Here is a 19553-nt window from a genome sequence, read left to right on the forward strand (position 1 = left end):
CAAATGTTAGTTGTAACAACAGAAAATATTCCAGGCAAAAAATACGAAGTGATCGGGACTGCTTTTGGCGTGACGACGCAATCGCGCAATATTGCCAGTGACTTTGGGGCAGGTCTAAAGAGCATCGTTGGTGGTGAGATCAAGGGCTATACCAATGATGTTAAATAATTCGCGTCACGAAGCCGTTGATCGCTTAAAACAAGAAGCTAAGGCTATGGGGGCTGATGCTGTTGTCATGGTGCGCTTTGATTCGGGTTCGATCAGTGCAGATATGCAATCAGTTGCTGCCTATGGGACTGCCGTAAAATTTATTGACTAACTACGATAGACGATATCGTTAAGGGCATTTAAGTGTATAAAGAGATCCCCGATGGAAGTTATATCCCAACTTCCATCGGGGATCTTATTTAATTTAAAAAGCTATATTTTACAAATTAGCGTCAGTCTTGAAGTTCAGTGGTGAAAGATCTGTTGCTTCAGTGATCAATTCAGCGGTCAGTTTTTGCGTTTCACTTAAGCCTAATGCCTGCATCTCAAGGGATGCCTTAGTCAATAATTCACTTAAAGCAAGCGGATCATCTATAGTCAACGCTTTTGCATCTGTTTGTTTGATGATCTGGGTGAATTTGACGGCTAGTTCTTTCTTTAGATCCAAAACTTTTGGTCCAAATTGTGCATAGTGAGGATCGACTAAGACGCCGAGTAATTTGTAGACCCAGTAAGCCGAGTCGCTAGAATACGTCTTTTGGCCGGCTTTGTAAGCGGGATGGACATCGGTACTACCGGCATAGACCGGGACAAAAACACTTTGCGCAGTAACGCCCATTGCGACCCAGTGAAGACCAGCGATCTCGACCGGTAAGTTTGGGCGAAGTTGAAGCAAGTGAGATTCTTGCGTTTTAGCTAAGCTGATCGGTCTAAACTTATTTTTTTCCGGTGCCTTACCTAGTGGATCGTAAGGTGTATTTTGGAAATGCGAGCCCAAGACGTATTTGAGATCATCTAAATACAATAAACGGTCAGCTTTTTGGATAAATGGTAATTCTTCGCTCATTGGGTCTTGTTTGACGCTAGGTGTCAAATAGCGTTGACCGTCCCAGACCCGTGGAGTACTGTAGATCTCGTCGGACAATTCGTGTGTTCCAAAGATATTGCGGAAGTTAAAGCATGTCGGATCAGGATTTAAATGGTTAGTAGCGACAAATTCTTGGATCCCAGTTGAAAAGATAAAGTTAGCAGGATCGTTGAAGTCGATCTCTTGGATCGCTAGTTGGTTAGCCACTACCGCATAGCAATCATCGGGGATCCTTTGTGCAACAAAGTGGTGCCCAGAACCGGTTTCTAAATACCAAACTTCTTCTTGATCGGCAAACAAGATCCCGTTAGATTCGCAAGTACCGTATTTTTCAACGATCTGGCCTAGGCGTTCTACACCTTCGCGAGCTGTCTTAACATAGGGCAAAACTACGGTGACCATGGCTTCTTCGCCGATCCCATCTTTGACAAGGGGATCGCAGCCTAAAACACGTTCGTTGGCATAGGCACTTTCGGTGGCACTCATGGCTACCCCATATTCATTGATCCCATCTTCTTCAAATAAGCCAAATTCAGTGGTCCATTCTGGTGTGGCACTGTATTTGAAACGAACTTGTGGTAGTGGCATTTTAAAGCCGTTGTCTTTTGAGATAAATTCTTGTGGGGTATCAAATTCTTGATGGGGATGGATGACCATGTGTTTAGGCCAAGCACTTTTGGCATCTTCGTTGCGCCCAATCACAGTCGAACCATCAGCCATCGCTTTTTTTCCGACTAGGATGCTAGTGCAAGCGGAAAATTCGAAACTTTTATAAAGTGTCATACAGAGACGTCCTTTCATCAGGTGATTAGTTTTATTTTAGCAGACTGACAGAACTAAAAACAATTGCACTTGTCCTAAAACTTTGTCATAATTAACAATATCAACAAAGAGGGAGATGACAATAATGCCATTAGTTCATATCGAACTTATCGAAGGTCGTAGCCAAGAACAACTCAAGAACTTAGTTAAAGACGTAACTAAAGCAGTGGTTGAAAACACTGGTGCTCCAGCTGAACACGTTCACGTTGTATTGAATGAAATGCAAAAAGATCGTTACGCTGTTGGCGGTGTGTTAAAGAGCGACGAAAATTAAAATAAAAAATTCGAGATCTAAGTTGCACTAGGTCTCGAATTTTTTATTTACTCTAAGCTAATTTTAAATATTCTTCTAAGTAATGGGCTAAGCCATCTTCTTTATTGGTCAAAGGCGTAATATCGTTGGCTAAAGCTTTGAGTTGCTCAGTCCCGTTTTGCATGACTACGCCCCAGCCAGCATAATCGATCATTTCGGCATCATTATGTTCATCGCCAAAGGCCAAAATATTTTTACGGTCGATCTTAAAGGTATCAGCTAAGAATTTGACCCCATGCGCTTTATCAACGCCTTTAGGTGACAGTTCTAAGATCGGATTAGGACCACCCCAAATACCAACATTGATCTTGTCACCGAAATTTTCTTCTAGAGCCGAGACTGTTTTAGGCAATTGAAGTTTGTCGACTAACATCGTCATGGCTGATGGGTTTTCCTGTAAGTTTATCCTATTTAAGACTTCATTAGCTTTCAATGTTACTGGAAAGAAATCATCGATCACGGTATTAGGGACATCAGCCAAGGCCATATTCTTACCTTCAGCTGCAACGACTTTGATCCCAAGTTGTTCTTTAGCAGCTAAGATTTCAAAAGCAATATCACGATTAAAGGTCAAAGCGTATTCTTTATCCCAAGTTTGATGGGGAATATGTCCCACGGCCCCATTAAAATTGATCATGGGTGATTTAAGACCTAGAAAATCATAATAGTTTTCTGAGATCCGGTTAGGGCGGCCGGTTACGATCGAAACGATATGCCCCGCTGCGGTAGCTTTGGTTAAAACTTCTTTAGTTTTAGGCGTTATTTGACTATTTTCATTTAATGTCGTGCCATCAAGATCGATCGCGATCAGTTTTTGTTCCATAGAATCAATCCTTAAAAATTTGTAGTATATCTGCTTAAACTTATCACAAACTTAAATAAAAAACAACGGATAAGGAACTAATTTTGCGATCATTTTGAAGATAATAGTGTATAATTTTAAGTGAAAGATCAAGAAGGGGGTAGTTATGATGATCGAGATCATCGCAAAACAGATCGAAGGCTTACCAGTTTTAGAAGTCGTGGCTAGAAAATATCGCACCCAAAGTTTACCGTTGATCGTTTTTTATCACGGGTGGACTGGTTGTAAAGAACGAGTTTTAACAGAAGGTTATGAATTAGCCAAGCGGGGCTTTAGAGTGGTCTTACCAGATGCTAAATTTCATGGTCAAAGGCAAAGCGGACCTGTCACGGGGCACCGCCAAGAATTTTGGCAGATCGTAGATAGTTCAGTCAAAGAGCTACCACTTTTGGTAGATCATTATCGCCAAACGAGCGGGATAAAAGATGACCTAGTTGGTGTCAGTGGACTTTCGATGGGAGCGATCACGACCTGCGCTTTGTTGACTGTGTATGATTGGATCAAAGCAGGTGTGAGTTTGATGGGTTCTCCTTGCCCGACCGCATTTGCCCGCCAATTACTGGAAGAGTTGCCCGGTCTAGCAGATATTCCAGCTAGTTTTGTCGAGCAGCAATTAGCCCAACTCGAGCTGATCGATCTATCAAAGCACCCTGAACGGATCGCTGGACGACCAGTCCATTTTTGGCATGATACTGCTGACCAAATGGTGCCATATGCGCCGGATAAGGCATTCTTTGACAGTATCCAAGGGAAAGATTATGCTAGAAATACATCATTTACAACGACTACAGGGCAGGGACATAAGGTGAATTATGCAACTGCGGTCGAGATGGCAGAAAAATTTGAAGAGTATTTTGGAGGAATCGATGATGGAACCACGAAATAGTGAATTGATCAAAAAAGATATTTTAGATGCCCTTGAAACGGTGATCGATCCAGAATTAGGGGTGGATATCGTTAATTTAGGTTTGATCTATTCAGTTGATCTAAAAGAAGATGGTCTATGTATCGTTCAGATGACCTTGACGACGATGGGCTGCCCTTTGACGAACTTATTGGCTGATATGGTCGAACGTTCGATGGATGGGATCGCTGAAGTCAAAAAGGTCGAAGTTGAATTTGTTTGGGAACCGGCCTGGACAATGGACCGCATGACTAGCTATGCCAAGATGGCGCTAGGGATCCACTAACGGAGGCGTTTTTGTGTTAAAAAGAAAAATCTCTGTTGTGTTATATATTGCTTTGATCTCATTTTTTTGTGTCTATCTATTTTTTAAGATCCAAGAACGTGACCTGATCATTCAATTGAATAACAACAACCTTTCTCTAGATGCGTATAAGATCACGCTCAAACAAGATATCTCACTAGCAGAACTCGATCAGAAGGTAAAGGACAATGATAAATTGACCGATGTCCAGCTTCATTACCAAGCTAAAGATCAGCGTAATGTGACATATTTTTACGGTAAGGGCAATTATACGCAACCACCATTGCTTTCAGGACATTTCTTTTCAAGTGCTGACTTTGAATCCGATGTTCCGTTAGCGGTCGTGGGAAAAAATTATGAAAAAAAATTATATGAGCCTAAAGATCAGGCATATTTGAAACTAGATGGTAATTATTTACCTGTGATCGGTGTGATGGGCGACAACTATCACTCAGATCTAGATGATCAGATATTTATTGCGGCTTCGACTCAAAAACTGGCAACAGCTCACACTAATGATTATCGGATCATTTTGGATAGTTTGACCCCGATCGATGCTAAAACCTTAAAAAAAGAGCTAGGCTTACTGTCAGCTACCAGATTAGTCAAAAAGAATTTCATCATTTCTGATGAATCATGGTTAGCCTCACATTGGGCGCAAGTCCTAGGCTTATTTGCGGCAGCGGTCGGTTTCTTAGCGCAAATGGCTGTTTGGTTGATCTCATCACGGCGACGCTATAACGAAGCCGTATTTTTGCAAACTAATCCCGCTAAATTTGCCTTTGAAGAATGGCGCACATGTTCGATCTGGGTCGGTCTAGGTACGATCATTGGCGGAATGGCAGGGATGTTTATTTTCCAAATGACGACGTATACTTATCTATTGCTGACGATGGGTTCGATCTATCTAGGAAGCAGTCTGCTATTTTACCTGTTGATCAATTCAAGGTTGAAAAAGAGTGAATAGTTAAGGATAAAGAGAATTAGGAAAGAAAAGCTATGTTATATAGCAGGAGAGGTTTTTTAAGAAGTGAAGTTACCAGAAGATTTTAAGAAAAAATATCAAGCTCTATTGGGTGACCAAGCCACAGCATTCTTTGAAAGTTTATCTGGCGAAGTACAAAAGGGATTTCGACTTAATCCGTTAAAAGATAACTATAAAAAAGTTGCTAATTCACTGGATGAACCGGTCGAATATGTTGCGACCGGTTATGTAGGCGAAGTTAGTGGAAAGACGTTGGAGCATCAAGCAGGGTATGTCTACAGTCAAGATCTAAGTGCAATGTATGTCGGTGAAGTGGTCGAAGCTGAGCCGGGCGAAAAGATCTTAGACCTTTGTGCTGCACCGGGGGGGAAGTCGACGCAGATCATTGAAAAGATGGCAAATCAGGGGCTATTGGTCTCAAATGAGATCAATAAAAAACGGGCTTTGATCTTAGCTGAGAATATGGAACGAACTGGGGCCCGAAATTCGATCGTCTTAAACGAGGATCCAGCGACATTAGCTCAAAACTTTGAGGCTTGTTTTGATAAGATCGTAGTTGACGCGCCCTGCTCAGGTGAAGGGATGTTTCGAAAAGATCCACATGCGATCACATATTGGCATGCCGATTATCCAGCGCAATGTGCTAAGCGTCAACGTGAGATCTTAGCTGAAGCGGTTAAAATGTTAGCTGTTGGTGGCGAATTGGTCTACTCGACTTGTACATTTGCTCCTGAAGAAGACGAACAGATCATCAGCTGGTTATTACAAGAATATCCTTACTTTGAGATCGTACCTTTACAAAAGTATAATGGCATGGACAGTGGAGTCCCAGCTTGGGGCAATGATGAGCCCGCGCTAACGGGGACAGTTCGCTTGATGCCACACCACTTTAAAGGTGAAGGCCATTTTATCGCTAAATTACGTGATACACGCCCAGCACAAGTTGTAAAAACTAAGAAGAATAAGCGTAAAAAGCAAAATAAAGCAGGTTTGACCCAAGAACAGGTCGCTTTATGGAAAGAATTTTCCGCTAACTTCTTAAAGCAAGACCTCTTCAAAGTAAATGAATTGCAATGCTATGGCGACCATCTTTATTATTACAATAAAAATTGGCCTGATATTTCACGCTTAAAGTTTATGCGTCCGGGTCTATTGCTTGGTGTCTTTAAGAAAAAGCGCTTTGAGCCTAGCTATACACTAGCTTTAGCTTTAAGTGCAACTGAGACAGAGCAAAAGCTAGCGTTGACCCATGAACAATGGCAACAGTATGTGGCTGGCAATACAGTGACGGTGGCCACATCGCATAAGAATGGGTGGTATTTATTGGTCTGTGATGATAAACCCTTTGCATTTGGTAAGGTCGTCAACGGTACGGTCAAAAATTTCTTCCCTAAGGGCTTACGTTTTAGTTTTGAATAAGACAGTTGTTATAAATAATGAGGGATCTATTATGATGTTTTTGCATCGTGATAGGTCCCTTTTTTGCTAGTTTAGATATTTTTCTTTAAGACGTTTTACGACTTCAGCGGTAAATTCAGCATCGAATTTTTGGCTGATAAAATAACCTACGAAATAAGGTGAGACGATAAAACGCGGAACTACTTTACAGTAAAGTTTATCGGCTAATTTATAGAAGAAGAGGTTGTAGGCTTCACAGCGTCCATCATTAAATTCAGCGAGTAAATATGAAACGACTTCTTTGATATAATCAGCTGCAGGTGCGATACTTTGTTCATCAAAGCTGATGTTAAATTCCAAAAAGCCCATGATAGGGTGATCGGAGATGTTGAGGGTTGCTCCGGCTTTAGTTGCGACCGTTTCGCCACTAAAGTAAGCTGGGGCGATCTCGCGGTAACCATCAGCCTCTAAAAGCCCGACGATCTGCATGTGCGGGTGTGAAAGGGAACCGCCGGAAAGTTTACCGTAGTTTTTATACAGCAAAACACTTTTATATTTAGGGTCATTATAAAATACTTTCCACTGTTTGATCGCATAAGCTAGAATATTTTGCCATTCTTTAGGCTCATAGTTGGAGATGTTACCGTCGTGTTTAGTAGATTCGATCAAAACGAATTGATCGGTCTTTTCGAGCGTCGAATATTTATTTTTTAAAAAGATCATCTCGCCTTGTTGATCGTAAATATCAGTTAAATGTTCAACGTCACAAAAAGGACAACTGGGCTCAGCTGCGCCGGAGATCCGCTTTTGTTTACCGATACTACGATTGAATGTCAAAAGACTATTTGTTTCCATAAAATATTCACCTGATCCTTACTTGTCATAGGCTAAATTATAACATAACTTAAAAAAGTTTAAATACGTAGGCAAGTGCTAAAAAATAATTTGGTTGTGTAAAACTTAAAAAAATTGTATTTTTTTGTAAAATGTTGTAACATAATCGTAACAATTCAATTAGAGGTGCGACATGAAATATAAAACCAAAGTTATACTCTGTGTTGGAATTGCAATGTTAGCTCTTATTGGTGGTAGCTATTTCATCTACCAACAGCGGACCCATTTCAATAAAAATATTACGATCAATGGGATCAACGTTGGTGGCTTGAACGCTAAGGAAGCGCAAGAAAAACTAACTGCAGCTAAAGTTGAAAAGAAGGTCTATCTCAACAAGCAATTGCTCTATACAGCAGAGCCGACGGAATCAGAATTTAGCTCAAAAGATCTAGCAAAATTCGAAGCTACCTTGAAAAAACAAGCCACGACTTTACCAAATGACAAAAAGGTCAATTACACTTTGACACCAGCTAAAGTTGATGGTAAAAAGGTGGCTTCGTTAAGATCAAACGTAGAAACCAAACTAAATGAGACAAATCAGTCACGCAAAGCACCAGTTGATGCTTATGCGATCTTAGAAGGCGATAAAGTTAAGATCGTCCAAGAACAAGCGGGAAACAAATACGATGTTTCAGCGATCTTAAAAGAGTTCAGCCAAAAAGAGGGTAATAAAGACATCTATTTAACGGCTAAATACTTAAAACCAGTCAAAGCAGATAGTGCTACTGTTAAACAAGAGGAAAAGAAACTCAAAGAATTGACCGGTAAAAAGATCACCTACACTGTACAAAAAACGGATTATGAATTAACGACTGCAGATATTCTAACTTCGGCCCGCTATCAAGCTGGAAAATATCAGTTCGATACGCAAGCGCTAAAGAATAAGGTGGTCGAGATCAATCAAAAACAGGCGACCTTAAATAAGAGCTTGGCCTTTAAGACAAGTGAAGGAAATGAGATAAGTGTTCCAGCTGGTACTTATGGCTGGGCGATCAGCGCTAATAAAGCGGAAAAGACTTTGACGAAAGCTTTGGAAAATGGTGAAACAAAAGTCGATGCTAAGGGTGATATCTACGGTGAAGGCTATGATACACGCGGAACAGGCTACGATACGACGACTAATGGTGGGATCGGGAACACCTATGTTGAAGTTTCGATCGAAAAACAGCATTTGTGGGCTTATCGTGATGGCCAACAAGTTGCCTCCATCGATGTTGTGACAGGGACTCAAAGTACGCATAATGATACACCTAAGGGAGTTTTTTATGTTATGTATAAACAAACAAAGACGACCTTACGAGGATCAAGAGCTGATGGGTCAGCTTATGCTAGTCCGGTAGAATATTGGGTGCCATTTACTTTAGATGGTTGTGGCTTCCATGATGCCGATTGGCGGAAAAATTGGTCCAACACGGCTTATCTTAAAGAAGGTTCTTTGGGATGTGTCAATATGAAACCAAGTGAAGCAGCTAATGTTTTCAACAATTTAAGTCAAAGTGAACCAGTTGTTATCTATTAAAAAATAAGGCTCTCCATGATGGATCTGCATCGTGGAGAGCCTTATTTATGCTCGTTCTTGATACCAAGCTAATGAGCTGAGGGCTTGCGTCACATTTGCCTGTTGCATTTTAAGTAAGTTTACCCGGGCAAAGATCGCATGTTTAGCTAGCTTGATCTCGCGGGCTAGGCCAGGATCGGCTAATTTAGGTTCAAAGAAAGTGTTGAAATCAGCATAGAGTTCAGGAGAACTGAGGGTTTTGCCGATCACGGTGATATAGGTAGTAAATTCCATATCGCCCCCGACAGTTTCTTCTAACCAAGTCCAATTTTGTTTGAGCCAAGCCCAAGCTAGTTTTTGTCCAACTGGATTAGCTAAGATCTCCCCAAACCAAGCTCTGAGATCTTGGGGCTTGATGACGGCTGGATCCTTGAAATTGGCTAATAATTCGGTCAATTGCGCTACCTTAGGCGAACTAGTCAAAGCTTGTCTGAGATCTACTTTATAGCTGGGATCGACACTTTGCTGGTATTCCTTGAAAAATTCAGTGAAACAAGCATCTGAATTGTGATTTACCAGCATATTTTTAAGTGCGACTCCTCGGATCTTAGCCGGTAGTTTAGCCCAAGCAGTCTTAGTTGGGGGAAAATATAATTGCTCATCTACAACGTGTTTGACTTTAGCGTAAAGTTCAGTCTTTAAAAGAAGTGGTTGCAACAGCTCGTAGTCTAGCTGAGAAAAACTATTCGGCTCTTGGCTAAGACTGGTCTTTAAAACACTTGTAAAGCTGACTACTAAAGTGCACAGATCATCATGCGCAGTAGTGCCAGAGGCAACAAAGAGCTTTAAGAGATCTAATAATTGCAGTAAAGCTCGTGTGACCAACTGGCTATGATCATTTTTGAAGTTAGTCGTTAATTCAAGGACTTGGGGCAATGAGATCATTTGAGCTTGAGCTAATAAGACTAGATCTTGCAGTAAACTAAAGCGAGTGAGTGTATCCGTTTGGGGTGATCTTTTTAAGAGATCGAGTAATAGCTCAGGACTGTAGTCAACGATAAAATGAGCGTTGTTGTTCACATTCAATTGCAAAGCAACTCCATGTTTTTGTCTAAGACTAGTATAGTCTTTGAGGATCAAACGTTTTTGCGTCATTAAAGCCGGCAATTCAGGATAATTACTCATTAAGGGGATCGGCCATAGTTGGTCGGAGGCTACACTCGGATCAGTAAAGAATTGTCGCTGTTCGAGCAAAAGATCATTGCCGATTTTTTTGACACTGACCATGGGATAACCAGGGCAGTTGAGCCAAATAGGCATTATTTTTGGCAGATCGAGCTCTGTTTTTTGTGTTAAAGCTTGCCAAAGCTCGGCTCCAGTGGCGTTACCATAGGCATGGCTGGCAAAATAGTGTTTTAAGCCTAGGCGTAAGGCAGTATCACCGATCAAGGCGCGGACCATGACGAGCATGCGCGCTCCCTTAGCATAAACGATCGCACTATCAAAGAGGGCATCGATCTCGGCTGGGTCTTCGACTGGGGTATAGATGGATTGAACGCCAGCTAAAGCGTCGCGGTTCAAAGCTAGCGGGACTTCAGTACTTTGGAAAGTTTGCCAGATCTGCCAGTTTGGTTCAAGCGCATCGATACAAACATATTCCATCATGTTGGCAAAACTTTCATTTAACCACAGATCATCCCACCATTTCATCGTCACTAGATCACCAAACCATTGATGTGCTAACTCATGTGCGATCACAGTTGCGATCCTTTGTTTGGTCTCTAGAGTCGTATTGTCGGGATCTAGTAAGAGGTAAGCTTCTCGATAAGTAATGATCCCCCAATTTTCCATCGCTCCGGCTGAAAAGTCCGGTAAAGCCACTTGCCAGGCATGTGGGAGCGGATAGGGCGTTTGGTAATAGTCTTCAAAGAAATCAAGGGCACGTTTGGCGATATCTAAAGCAAAATCCAATTCTTTCAACTGGTGCGCTTTAGTTGAAAACACACCTACTTTGATCCCAGAAGCAGTCAGGGCGGTTTTACTTTGGAGTTCGCCTAAAACAAAACAGACAAGATAAGTTGACATTTTAGGGGTCGTTTCAAAATAATGGACGCCAGCAATAACACTTTTTTCCGGCATATTGCTTAAGACTTGTTCGCCTGGCTGTTCATCGAATTTTAAAGCAAGGGCAAAAGTCGCTTTGGCATCAGGTTCATCGACACAGACAAAGGCTTCGCGGGCCGCATCAGTTTCAAATTGGGTCCCGATCAACTGCTTCTTTTGCCCTTCCAGATCGTAGTAAGAAGGGTAGATTCCCATCATTGTATCAGTCAAATTTGCGGTATATGTAATTTCTAAAGTAACTTCTCCAGTAAAACCAAGTTCTAAGTAAAGAGCATCTTTTGTTTCATCAAGTTTAAAGGCCTGTGGCTGTCCATTGACCAAGACTTCGCTGATCTGGAGCTTTTTTTGGTGAAGCCAAATAGTCTCAGTTAAGGCACGGCCGGTGATGGTCGTTTTGCCCAAGAAATGTTTTTGTTGGCGGTCCAAGTCAAAATAAAGGTCGTAGTGTTGTGGTTTGAATGTTGTTGCAAAATGCATAAGGTCACCTTCTAAATATAAGTTAGTGCAATTATATTCTTTTTTAGCTAAAAATAAAAGTAACTCTCTGAAAATGTAAAAAAACCGCTCCAATTAAGGGAACGGTTTTTTTAAAGTTGTGATCTGAAAGCTAGTAATTCAGCTGATAAAACGTAAGGTGCTTGTTGTAATTCAGTAATGTTTTTACATCCGACTAATAGCATGATCTGCGCCAATTGCTGTTTGAGGTCTTCGATCAATGCGATCAACCCTGAGGTGCCTTCTTTTAAGAGAGTGTGTAAGAATAAGCCTGAGATCCCCACATTATCCGCTCCCAGTGCGATACATTTGGCGATATCTAATGCATTTCTGATCCCACCCGAAGCTGTAAAAGAAAAATCGGCTTTATAAGGTTGAGCTGCTAGTAAGACCTCGGCTGTCGTCAAACCAAGATCGGTCAAAAAGTGATATTCTTTTTGTTTACGGCGCTCATTTTCGATCGCAATAAAATTAGTCCCACCTTTTCCTGAAAGGTCGACATACTTGACGTGACATTGCTTTAGTTTGGCCAAAGCTAGGGGCGAGATCCCACCGCCCACTTCCTTAACGATCACAGGGACGTCCAAATTTTTGGTGACATGTTTTAAGTTTTCTAACCAGTAGAATTGACGGTCACCTTCAGGCATAACTAATTCTTGAGCAGCATTTAAATGCAATTCCAAGGCATCAGCGGAAAGCATGGCGACCGCTTTTTGACAATTTTCTAAGGGATGGTCGGCCCCAAGATTACCGATCACCATGTTTTCTGGGAGTCGAGTCCGTAAAGTTGTAAAACCTTGGGCATATTTAGGTGATTTTAGTCCGACACTTTGTGAACCTGTTGCTATAGCCAGACCGGTCTTATTGGCAACATAAGCTAATTTTTCATTTATTTTATCAGTTTGTGGACTCCCACCAGTCATTGCATTGATAAAGAAAGGGTAAGCCACTTGTTTTCCAGCCAATGTGGTCGTAAGTGTGATCTCATCTAGTCCAAGCTCAGGTAAGGTCGCAGGCAAGAGCCTGATCTGATCTAAACCATTATCAGCCGTGGGGCGGTATTGTTTTTCAGCGATAAATACGTGTTCATCTTTACGGTGTGCGTGAATATCCATTAGCTCAACTCCTTTCTAAAGTAGTGTGGTAAATACTGAAGGGAAGTGGGGTGATCCCAGCTTGTTTCCAAGCATTTAAGAGTTCATTTAGCGGTTGCTCTTTGGCTAAAATAGCGATCCCACAATCACCCCCACCAGCACCTGAAGTTTTAGCTTGGCCCCCAAATTTTTGGGCTAAGGTGATCAGCTGGTGTAATTTAGGGGTCTCGATCGTCACTTGGGAAAAGGTTTCAAGTGAGCGCAATAATTCACGATCCCGCGCAAGTTGGCACATGATCACTTCCAGATCTTGTTGCTTGAAAGCTGCGATCATTTTAGAAACACAGAGTGCACTTTGCTCTAGAAAATGGTCATATTTACGTTGGCGTTCTTCTTTTGAGAGTGCAACTTCATTGATCAGATTTGAAGTTGAAGCAGGTGAACCGGTCCAACCGATCAAAAGCTGCAAGCGTGGTGGTGCCTCGAGGGATTCGATCTGCAATTTAGGCCAAGTAAGCTTTAATAATTCGGTCATAGAGTGGTCTTGCAAACCTTGGAGCAACCATGAGCGATCAAAGGAATGATAGGCGATCCAGCCCCCAAAGCTGCTAGCCGCAATATCACCTAGTGAACCATTTTTTTGAACGAGATAATGAGCACTGGCTGCCAGCTTGAAGATCTCAAGGGGAGTCAGCGCTAAATTATAGTAGGCAGCTACTGCTTTGACCGTAGCAACGGTGACTGCTGCCGAAGAACCGAGGCCATATTTTTTACCATCGGGGCTATCTAGATCACTATCAAGTTGTAAATTGAAGGTCGATAGCTGGCAGTTTTGTTCCTTAGCGTAGCGTTCAGTCAGTTCGATTGCTTTGAGGACATAGGCAAATTTCGCGGTCGCTTGGGTCGTTTGCAGTTGATCATTTTCACGTGTCCAATAGATATCTTGACCTAGCAATTGTTTTGAGGACACTAAACCTTGCTTGGCTTGGCTGATCGTGGCATAGACGAATTGATCGACTGCAATCAAAATAGCCGGTTGTCCAGGTTCAACAACGGCATATTCACCAGCAATATAGAGTTTTCCTGGAGCTTTTACAGTAGGCAAAAAATCAATTCCTTTCCGCATTTTCAATTTCTAAGATCCGTGCACCTGGGCCAGCTGAGGCGACTAAAAGCTGTTCCGCTGAGAACTCTTGACTTAATAGATCCATGATAGCTTCAAGATCTTTTCCTTGGCAGATGACCTTGACGTTAGGGCCAGCATCCATTGTGTAGTAACACTCTAGTCCTTGACCACGCAATCGTTCGACAAGTTGCATTGCTTTTAGACTCTCAGCTTCAAAATAGTTGAAATGTGGTGTTGCACTGAGATTTAAAGCATGCATGCACATGGCATTACCCTCTGCGATCTTACCTAATTGCGTAAAATCTTTTTCCTTGATCGCTTCTTTGAGCGCTGATAGATCTTCTTTTGAACGTTTTACCCAAGCCGAATAGTAAGGCGAAGTATGGACAACAGTCTGCATGCCAGCCCGTGAAGCGATCTTTTTTTGTTTATCATTGACAACGATCGCGATCATCTTTAGATCCCAATCTAAATTTTCCACCAAAGGAACTGCATATGAGGTCTGATCAGAATCGCCTTTTTGCCATTCTACAAAGCCACCATAGATCGAACGACAAGCAGAACCAGAGCCACGGCGGGCCAAACGTGATAAGGCTTTAGAACTAAGATCTAGTCCCAAAGCCTTACTACCAGCTAAAGCTAGGGCCGCATAAGCACTTGCAGAAGAGGCTAGCCCAGCCATAGTAGGGACGTGATTAGTCGATTCGACCCGTGCAAAAAGTTGGCTACTAGCCATTTGCCGAATGATATCCAAAAATTTAGTGATCTTAGTCGTTTCTTGGGCTTGACCGTTGAGTGTGAACTGGTCAGCTGTCAAATCAGGATCGAATTGGACGGTCGTATCGGTGTAAAAATGGTCCAATGTCAAAGAAAGGGAGTTGTTTTGTGGGATGATGAGTTCTTCATCTTCTTTGCCCCAATATTTAACAAGTGCGATATTCGTATGTGCACGAGCAGTTACTTTAGGTGTTTTCATCTGATATTACCTATATAAATGTGTTGGTCTAGTGACCAGAAAGCGATATAGTTTTCCTTTCATAGTGCTACATTGATAACTATATTATGATCAGTCACACATTTTTAACTTTCTAACTGATGATCATTTTTTGAGTGGTTCGATCCAAGCAGCGATCGCGCCATTAGCGAGCAAAAGATCAGAGAGCTGCTTGGCTGAGCGCTGATCTTTGACTAGGCAGATAAAGCAACCACCACGGCCACCACCAGTCAATTTAGCGCCCAAGGCTCCATTTTGCAAAGCTAAGTCGATCAATTTATCCAGCTTTGGCTCACTGACCTCTAATTGCCTTAAATATTCTTGAGCTGCATTGAGCGTTTGTCCCAGACCTAAAACGTCATTTTGGGCTAATTGCTTGCGTGCTTGCCAGCTTAAATCTCCGATCGCTTCGATCTTTTTTTTAGTCGCAGTAGGTGTGGCTTGAAGTTTAGCTTTGACAGTCGCGATCGCTTGCGAAGTCTGACCTTTGATACCACTATCACAGATCACCAAATAAGCATCGAGATCAAGTGGGATCGGGTCGATCGTTTGGTCACGGATCATCCAGATCGGTGTGGCTGAAGAGGTCGTCGCTGCATCTAAGCCGCTTGGATTTTTATGTGTATCTTTTTCAGCCACATCAGCGAGTTTTAAGAGCGTTTGATGATCAAGTTCTAGAGAAAATAGATCATACATAGCGCGAATGATCGCGACTGCAACAGAGGCCGATGAGCCCATTCCGCGTTCGATCGGCAATTGGCTAGTTACCTGAAGCGTAAAGCTGATATCTTTATTTTGTTGAGTCAAGATATACATGACTAAGTGCTTGATCCCCCGCATAAATTCGGGAACATCAGCGATCGGACCCGTATAGTAACTACTTTCTAGTATTTGTTGGTCATCTTGGCGCAAGGTCATCTTAGCATGAGTCTTGAGCGTTTTTAGTGGTAGAGCGATCGCTGGTTGCCCGTATACGACCGCATGCTCACCGATCAAAATGATCTTAGCATGACTCGAACCCTGACCGATCTTTTTTTGTGTGCTAAGCAAAAAGAGCACCCTTTCTATCGTATCTATTCTAAATATTTACAATGAAAAACATTGTAATTTCAAACTAAATTATACCATACCGCTAAATAAGGATGGATAAGTCTCAAACTAGATTATACCTGTTTAGTGTTTGAGCGACAAGTTTAGACCGGTAATTAAGGATAGATCGGTCAAGCTGAGTCGATCACTGGTTATTTATTTTTGAGTAGAGTGTGATAGAATTATTGTCAGAAAGATTATTTAAAGTCGGTGATGATGAATGACTAAATCAAAAACCTATGCAGTAGTCGATCTTGAGATGACGACTCCTGCATTGGATGGAACTGGAAGAATTATCCAATTTAGTTGTACTTTTATTGAAAATGGAAAAATCTCAGATACTTTTAGCACGTTGATCGATCCCCAATGTCCGATCCCACCGGAAGTGCAAAAGCTGACCGGGATCAAGAACAGTGATGTTCGCAAAGCACCATTATTTAGTGATGTAGCGGATACGATCTATGCGTTGCTACAGGACACAGTCTTTGTAGCGCATAATATTATGCAAGATTACCGCTTTTTAAATGCAGAGTTTGAGCGTGCGGGCTATCCTGAACTTGAATTAAAGGGGATCGATACGGTGCAGTTGGCCCAGATCTTATTGCCGACACAGCCTTCATATCGGTTAGTCGATCTCGGTAACTATCTTGGGATCAAGCACGAGCGCCCACACCAAGCGGATAGTGATACTTATGTTACCGCAGAGTTGTTTTTACTCTTGCAGAAACGTTTAGAATTATTACCACCTAGTGTTTTACAAACTTTATGTAACTTGAGTGGTGCGTTGCTTTATGATACAGCAGAGTGTTTTAAAGAAGCATATGCGGAGCAAAGTAAAAAAGCGCAGCTACTAGCTAAAAAGTGGATGCAGATCGAAGACTTAGTTATTCTGAGGCCAAATTTTAAGACCAAGGATAATATAGCTTTGACATTTCCTAAGACTAAAGAAGAACAAAAACAACTCTTTTCAGGAAGTATCGAGTGGCGAGATGAACAAGTCAAAATGATGTCTACGATCGCTGATTTCTTTGATGATCCAGACGAACGGCGCTTGTTACTTGAAGCCCCAACTGGGATGGGAAAGACTTTAGGATATTTAGTCCCGGCTGCGTACACTTCGACCCAAGATAAACGGATCGTGATCAGTACGGCAACGACGGCACTTCAGGCTCAATTGGCAGAAGAGATCGACTTGACCTTGAAAAATCTCTTTCCATTTGATCTTGATGTCGTTGTTTTAAAGGGTAATCGTCATTATATCGATCTAGATAAGTTTTGGCGTTCATTAAAACAACCATATAATAAAAATTCGCGTTTGTTACAGATGCGTTTGATCGTTTGGCTATTACAGACTAAGACCGGGGACCTAGATGAGCTTAGATTGACGACACGCCAAGATCCTTTATTTGCTAATATCGAGCATACTGGTTTGGATAGTTTAGAGCCCACAAGTCCCTTTTATCGAGTCGACTATCTGCGTCTAAACGAGATCGCAAAAGAAAACGCCTCGTTTATCATTACCAATCATGCCTATCTGTTGACTCATGCCGCTGATTTTAAGGGCAATGACTTGGAATTGATCGTCGATGAAGCGCAAAATCTTCCGACTGCAGTGGCCAAAAGTGTGCAGCAAGTTTTGGATTTTGATGAGGTCAAGATCCTCTGTGATAGCATGTTGGTCAAAATGGAGTCGCAGATCTCATTTTCCTTTGAACAATTGATCGAACAAAGTCTATTGACTAAAAAACAATATCGCGCTCTTTTAAAAGATCTCCAAGTATTGGATCACGATATGTGGGATCTACGGGCGGCCTTTATTCGTAGATTCTTAAGATTCCGACAAAATGGGATCACCGAGCAGCCATTAAGTGAAAAGAAGTTCTTGGGATTTTTAAAGGAACATTATGGTGTGATCAATAAGATAACTCGCGCCTATGACGGATTTTTACAGCAATTTGCCTGGCTCCAAAAAGTATTTTTCAAAGCAAGTCGTTTAGAGCAGATCGATCAAACAGCAACGCTATACTTGTTGGATTTCTTTAGATTAGCTTCGCAATTGGTGACTGCTTTTGAGCCTTGGCAAAAATTAGCCTTTACCGATCTTGAAGCTAATCAGACTAAACAATTGATCTGGTTGAGTTTAGCTGAACAAGAGACTGCACATTTACGCTTGCACTTCAGCTACTTAGATGGAGCTGATTTCTTACAAAGTAAAGTGTATCCGAAGTTTGAACACGTATTGTTTTTAGGTGCAGGCTTATTTACCAAACAAACCCACGCCTATACGTTAAAACAGTTAGACCTGCCTAAAGATACGCGTTTGTTGAGCTATCAAGGTAATTTTGACTATCAAAAGCAAACTTTAGCCCTGATCGCAAAGGATGCGCCGACTGTTGGTGCGACGGACAACGAGGAATATGCGAAGTATCTAGCCAAGACACTTTATGATCTGACTGCTAAAAATCACTGTCAGACGATGATCTTGTTCAATTCATTAGATGAACTCGAACGAACTTATGAATATCTAGCCGTCTTAGGTCTTACCAAGGAAAGAGAAGTTTTGGCTCAAGGAGTCAATGGCAGTCCTGAAAAGTTGAAGAAGCGTTTTATCTTGAATCAAAATCAGACGGCGATCTTACTTGCAACGGGGACATTCTTCGAAGGGATCGATCTCCCCGAAAAATTATTAGAGCTCTTGGTGATCGTACGTTTACCATTTCAAGCACCAAATACCTTATTTAACCAAGTTCGGTATGAGCGTGCTCGACAAGTAGGCGAAGATCCGTTTACGACCTTAGCGTTGCCTGAAGCTGTTTTACGGCTAAAACAGGGCTTTGGCCGCTTGATCCGGACTCCAAATGATCGTGGAGCATTTGTCTTATTAGACCCACGGATCTTGACCAAGCACTATGGTCAGGAATTTAAGCAGGTCTTTCCGGCTAAATTAGAATTACATCCAGTTTTGACAGCTGAGATCCCGAAATTAGTTACTGATTTTTTACATGACAAACAGCGCTAACTTGGTATAATTGAGATAAACAGTTTTTTGACTAGAGGAAGGAATTTATGAAGCGGACAACGAGGATCAAAAAGAAAACAAAGTATCGTTTGTGGTATCTCGGAGTTTTGGCTGTCTTAGTATTAGTGCTAGTTATTTTCAATTTGGCACTTTCGCCTATGAGAAATGCCAGAAAGCAGGCAACGCAATTAGCACAACAATACGCTGGCTTAAAAGAAGAGACGGCCTTTTATCACTACAATCGGAACCATACTTATTACACGGTCGCAGGAACTAATGACAAAAAACAAAAAATTTATGCCATCGTTGCACAAAATGGTAAGAAGATCAATGTTTACCAGCAAAATGAAGGGATCTCTGAAGCAAATGCTAAAAAGATCACGCAGCAAACTGGAAACGTGAAAAAGATCACCCATACTGCTTTAGGGATGCATAAAAACAAACCGGTCTGGGAAGTAAGTTATCTTAATTCTTACGGTAATCTTTGTTATGATCTACTTGATTTTAAAACAGGAAAAGTTGTTAAAACGATCCAAAATATTTAATAAAGGGGCCAA

At 41.7% G+C, this 19553-nt stretch carries 16 protein-coding genes and 1 pseudogene; 9 read left to right on the top strand and 8 right to left on the bottom strand.

Features of this window, described 5'->3' with window-relative positions; genetic code table 11:
• The first annotated feature begins 3 nt into the window (after window positions 1-3).
• Window positions 4-319, top strand: a pseudogene (locus FC30_RS08290) (heavy metal-binding domain-containing protein).
• 108 nt (window positions 320-427) lie between these two features.
• On the opposite strand, the gene FC30_RS08295 reads toward FC30_RS08290, so the two are convergent.
• Window positions 428-1858 (bottom strand): C69 family dipeptidase, encoded by a 1431-nt coding sequence (locus tag FC30_RS08295; protein WP_010689106.1) that lies wholly within the window; start codon window positions 1856-1858, stop codon window positions 428-430.
• 124 nt (window positions 1859-1982) lie between these two features.
• Here FC30_RS08295 and FC30_RS08300 point away from each other — a divergent pair, with 124 nt between their 5' ends.
• Window positions 1983-2171 carry a 2-hydroxymuconate tautomerase gene (locus FC30_RS08300; protein ID WP_004047673.1) on the top strand — a complete coding sequence of 63 codons (189 nt, stop codon included), beginning with the start codon at window positions 1983-1985 and terminating at the stop codon, window positions 2169-2171.
• Between the two features lie 52 nt (window positions 2172-2223).
• Here the strand turns inward: FC30_RS08300 and FC30_RS08305 are convergent, their stop codons facing one another.
• Window positions 2224-3033 carry a Cof-type HAD-IIB family hydrolase gene (locus FC30_RS08305; protein ID WP_010689105.1) on the bottom strand — a complete coding sequence of 270 codons (810 nt, stop codon included), beginning with the start codon at window positions 3031-3033 and terminating at the stop codon, window positions 2224-2226.
• 148 nt (window positions 3034-3181) lie between these two features.
• Here FC30_RS08305 and FC30_RS08310 point away from each other — a divergent pair, with 148 nt between their 5' ends.
• The 4 genes from FC30_RS08310 (at window position 3182) to FC30_RS08325 (ending at window position 6684) form a co-directional block, all read left to right on the top strand.
• Window positions 3182-3958: a serine aminopeptidase domain-containing protein gene (locus FC30_RS08310; protein ID WP_029507322.1), complete on the top strand. Its 777-nt coding sequence runs from the start codon at window positions 3182-3184 to the stop codon at window positions 3956-3958.
• Window positions 3942-4262, top strand: coding sequence for a metal-sulfur cluster assembly factor (locus tag FC30_RS08315; protein ID WP_010689103.1), 321 nt, complete (start codon window positions 3942-3944; stop codon window positions 4260-4262). The genes FC30_RS08310 and FC30_RS08315 overlap by 17 nt, the downstream gene beginning before the upstream one ends.
• A 13-nt stretch (window positions 4263-4275) precedes the next feature.
• The gene (locus tag FC30_RS08320) at window positions 4276-5247 is read left to right on the top strand and encodes an ABC transporter permease (protein WP_010689102.1); all 972 of its coding nucleotides are present in this window, start codon (window positions 4276-4278) and stop codon (window positions 5245-5247) included.
• 63 nt (window positions 5248-5310) lie between these two features.
• Window positions 5311-6684, top strand: a complete 1374-nt coding sequence (locus FC30_RS08325) for an RsmB/NOP family class I SAM-dependent RNA methyltransferase (protein WP_056938504.1) — start codon at window positions 5311-5313, stop codon at window positions 6682-6684.
• Between the two features lie 66 nt (window positions 6685-6750).
• Here the strand turns inward: FC30_RS08325 and FC30_RS08330 are convergent, their stop codons facing one another.
• Window positions 6751-7518, bottom strand: coding sequence for a DUF4931 domain-containing protein (locus FC30_RS08330; RefSeq protein ID WP_010689100.1), 768 nt, complete (start codon window positions 7516-7518; stop codon window positions 6751-6753).
• A 172-nt stretch (window positions 7519-7690) separates the two neighbouring features.
• On the opposite strand from FC30_RS08330, the gene FC30_RS08335 reads away from it, so the two are divergent.
• Entirely contained in the window at window positions 7691-9076 is a 1386-nt protein-coding gene (locus tag FC30_RS08335; protein ID WP_029507321.1) for a L,D-transpeptidase family protein, read from the top strand.
• A 45-nt stretch (window positions 9077-9121) separates the two neighbouring features.
• Here FC30_RS08335 and FC30_RS08340 read toward each other — a convergent pair whose 3' ends face one another.
• From FC30_RS08340 to mvk, 5 genes are all read right to left on the bottom strand, one after another.
• The gene (locus FC30_RS08340) at window positions 9122-11656 is read right to left on the bottom strand and encodes a M1 family metallopeptidase (RefSeq protein ID WP_010689098.1); all 2535 of its coding nucleotides are present in this window, start codon (window positions 11654-11656) and stop codon (window positions 9122-9124) included.
• 110 nt (window positions 11657-11766) lie between these two features.
• Window positions 11767-12789: a type 2 isopentenyl-diphosphate Delta-isomerase gene (gene fni / locus FC30_RS08345; RefSeq protein ID WP_010689097.1), complete on the bottom strand. Its 1023-nt coding sequence runs from the start codon at window positions 12787-12789 to the stop codon at window positions 11767-11769.
• A 4-nt stretch (window positions 12790-12793) separates the two neighbouring features.
• Window positions 12794-13873, bottom strand: a complete 1080-nt coding sequence (locus FC30_RS08350; RefSeq protein WP_010689096.1) for a phosphomevalonate kinase — start codon at window positions 13871-13873, stop codon at window positions 12794-12796.
• A gap of 4 nt (window positions 13874-13877) precedes the next feature.
• Window positions 13878-14870 (bottom strand): diphosphomevalonate decarboxylase, encoded by a 993-nt coding sequence (gene mvaD / locus FC30_RS08355; RefSeq protein ID WP_010689095.1) that lies wholly within the window; start codon window positions 14868-14870, stop codon window positions 13878-13880.
• A gap of 123 nt (window positions 14871-14993) precedes the next feature.
• Window positions 14994-15938: a mevalonate kinase gene (gene mvk / locus FC30_RS08360; RefSeq protein ID WP_010689094.1), complete on the bottom strand. Its 945-nt coding sequence runs from the start codon at window positions 15936-15938 to the stop codon at window positions 14994-14996.
• A gap of 259 nt (window positions 15939-16197) precedes the next feature.
• Here mvk and FC30_RS08365 point away from each other — a divergent pair, with 259 nt between their 5' ends.
• The gene (locus FC30_RS08365) at window positions 16198-18996 is read left to right on the top strand and encodes a helicase C-terminal domain-containing protein (protein WP_010689093.1); all 2799 of its coding nucleotides are present in this window, start codon (window positions 16198-16200) and stop codon (window positions 18994-18996) included.
• Window positions 18997-19043: 47 nt separating this feature from the next.
• Window positions 19044-19541: a cell wall elongation regulator TseB-like domain-containing protein gene (locus tag FC30_RS08370; protein WP_010689092.1), complete on the top strand. Its 498-nt coding sequence runs from the start codon at window positions 19044-19046 to the stop codon at window positions 19539-19541.
• Window positions 19542-19553 lie beyond the last annotated feature (12 nt).

The sequence above is a fragment of the Ligilactobacillus animalis KCTC 3501 = DSM 20602 genome (genome assembly GCF_001434535.1).
GTDB classification, from domain to species: domain Bacteria; phylum Bacillota; class Bacilli; order Lactobacillales; family Lactobacillaceae; genus Ligilactobacillus; species Ligilactobacillus animalis.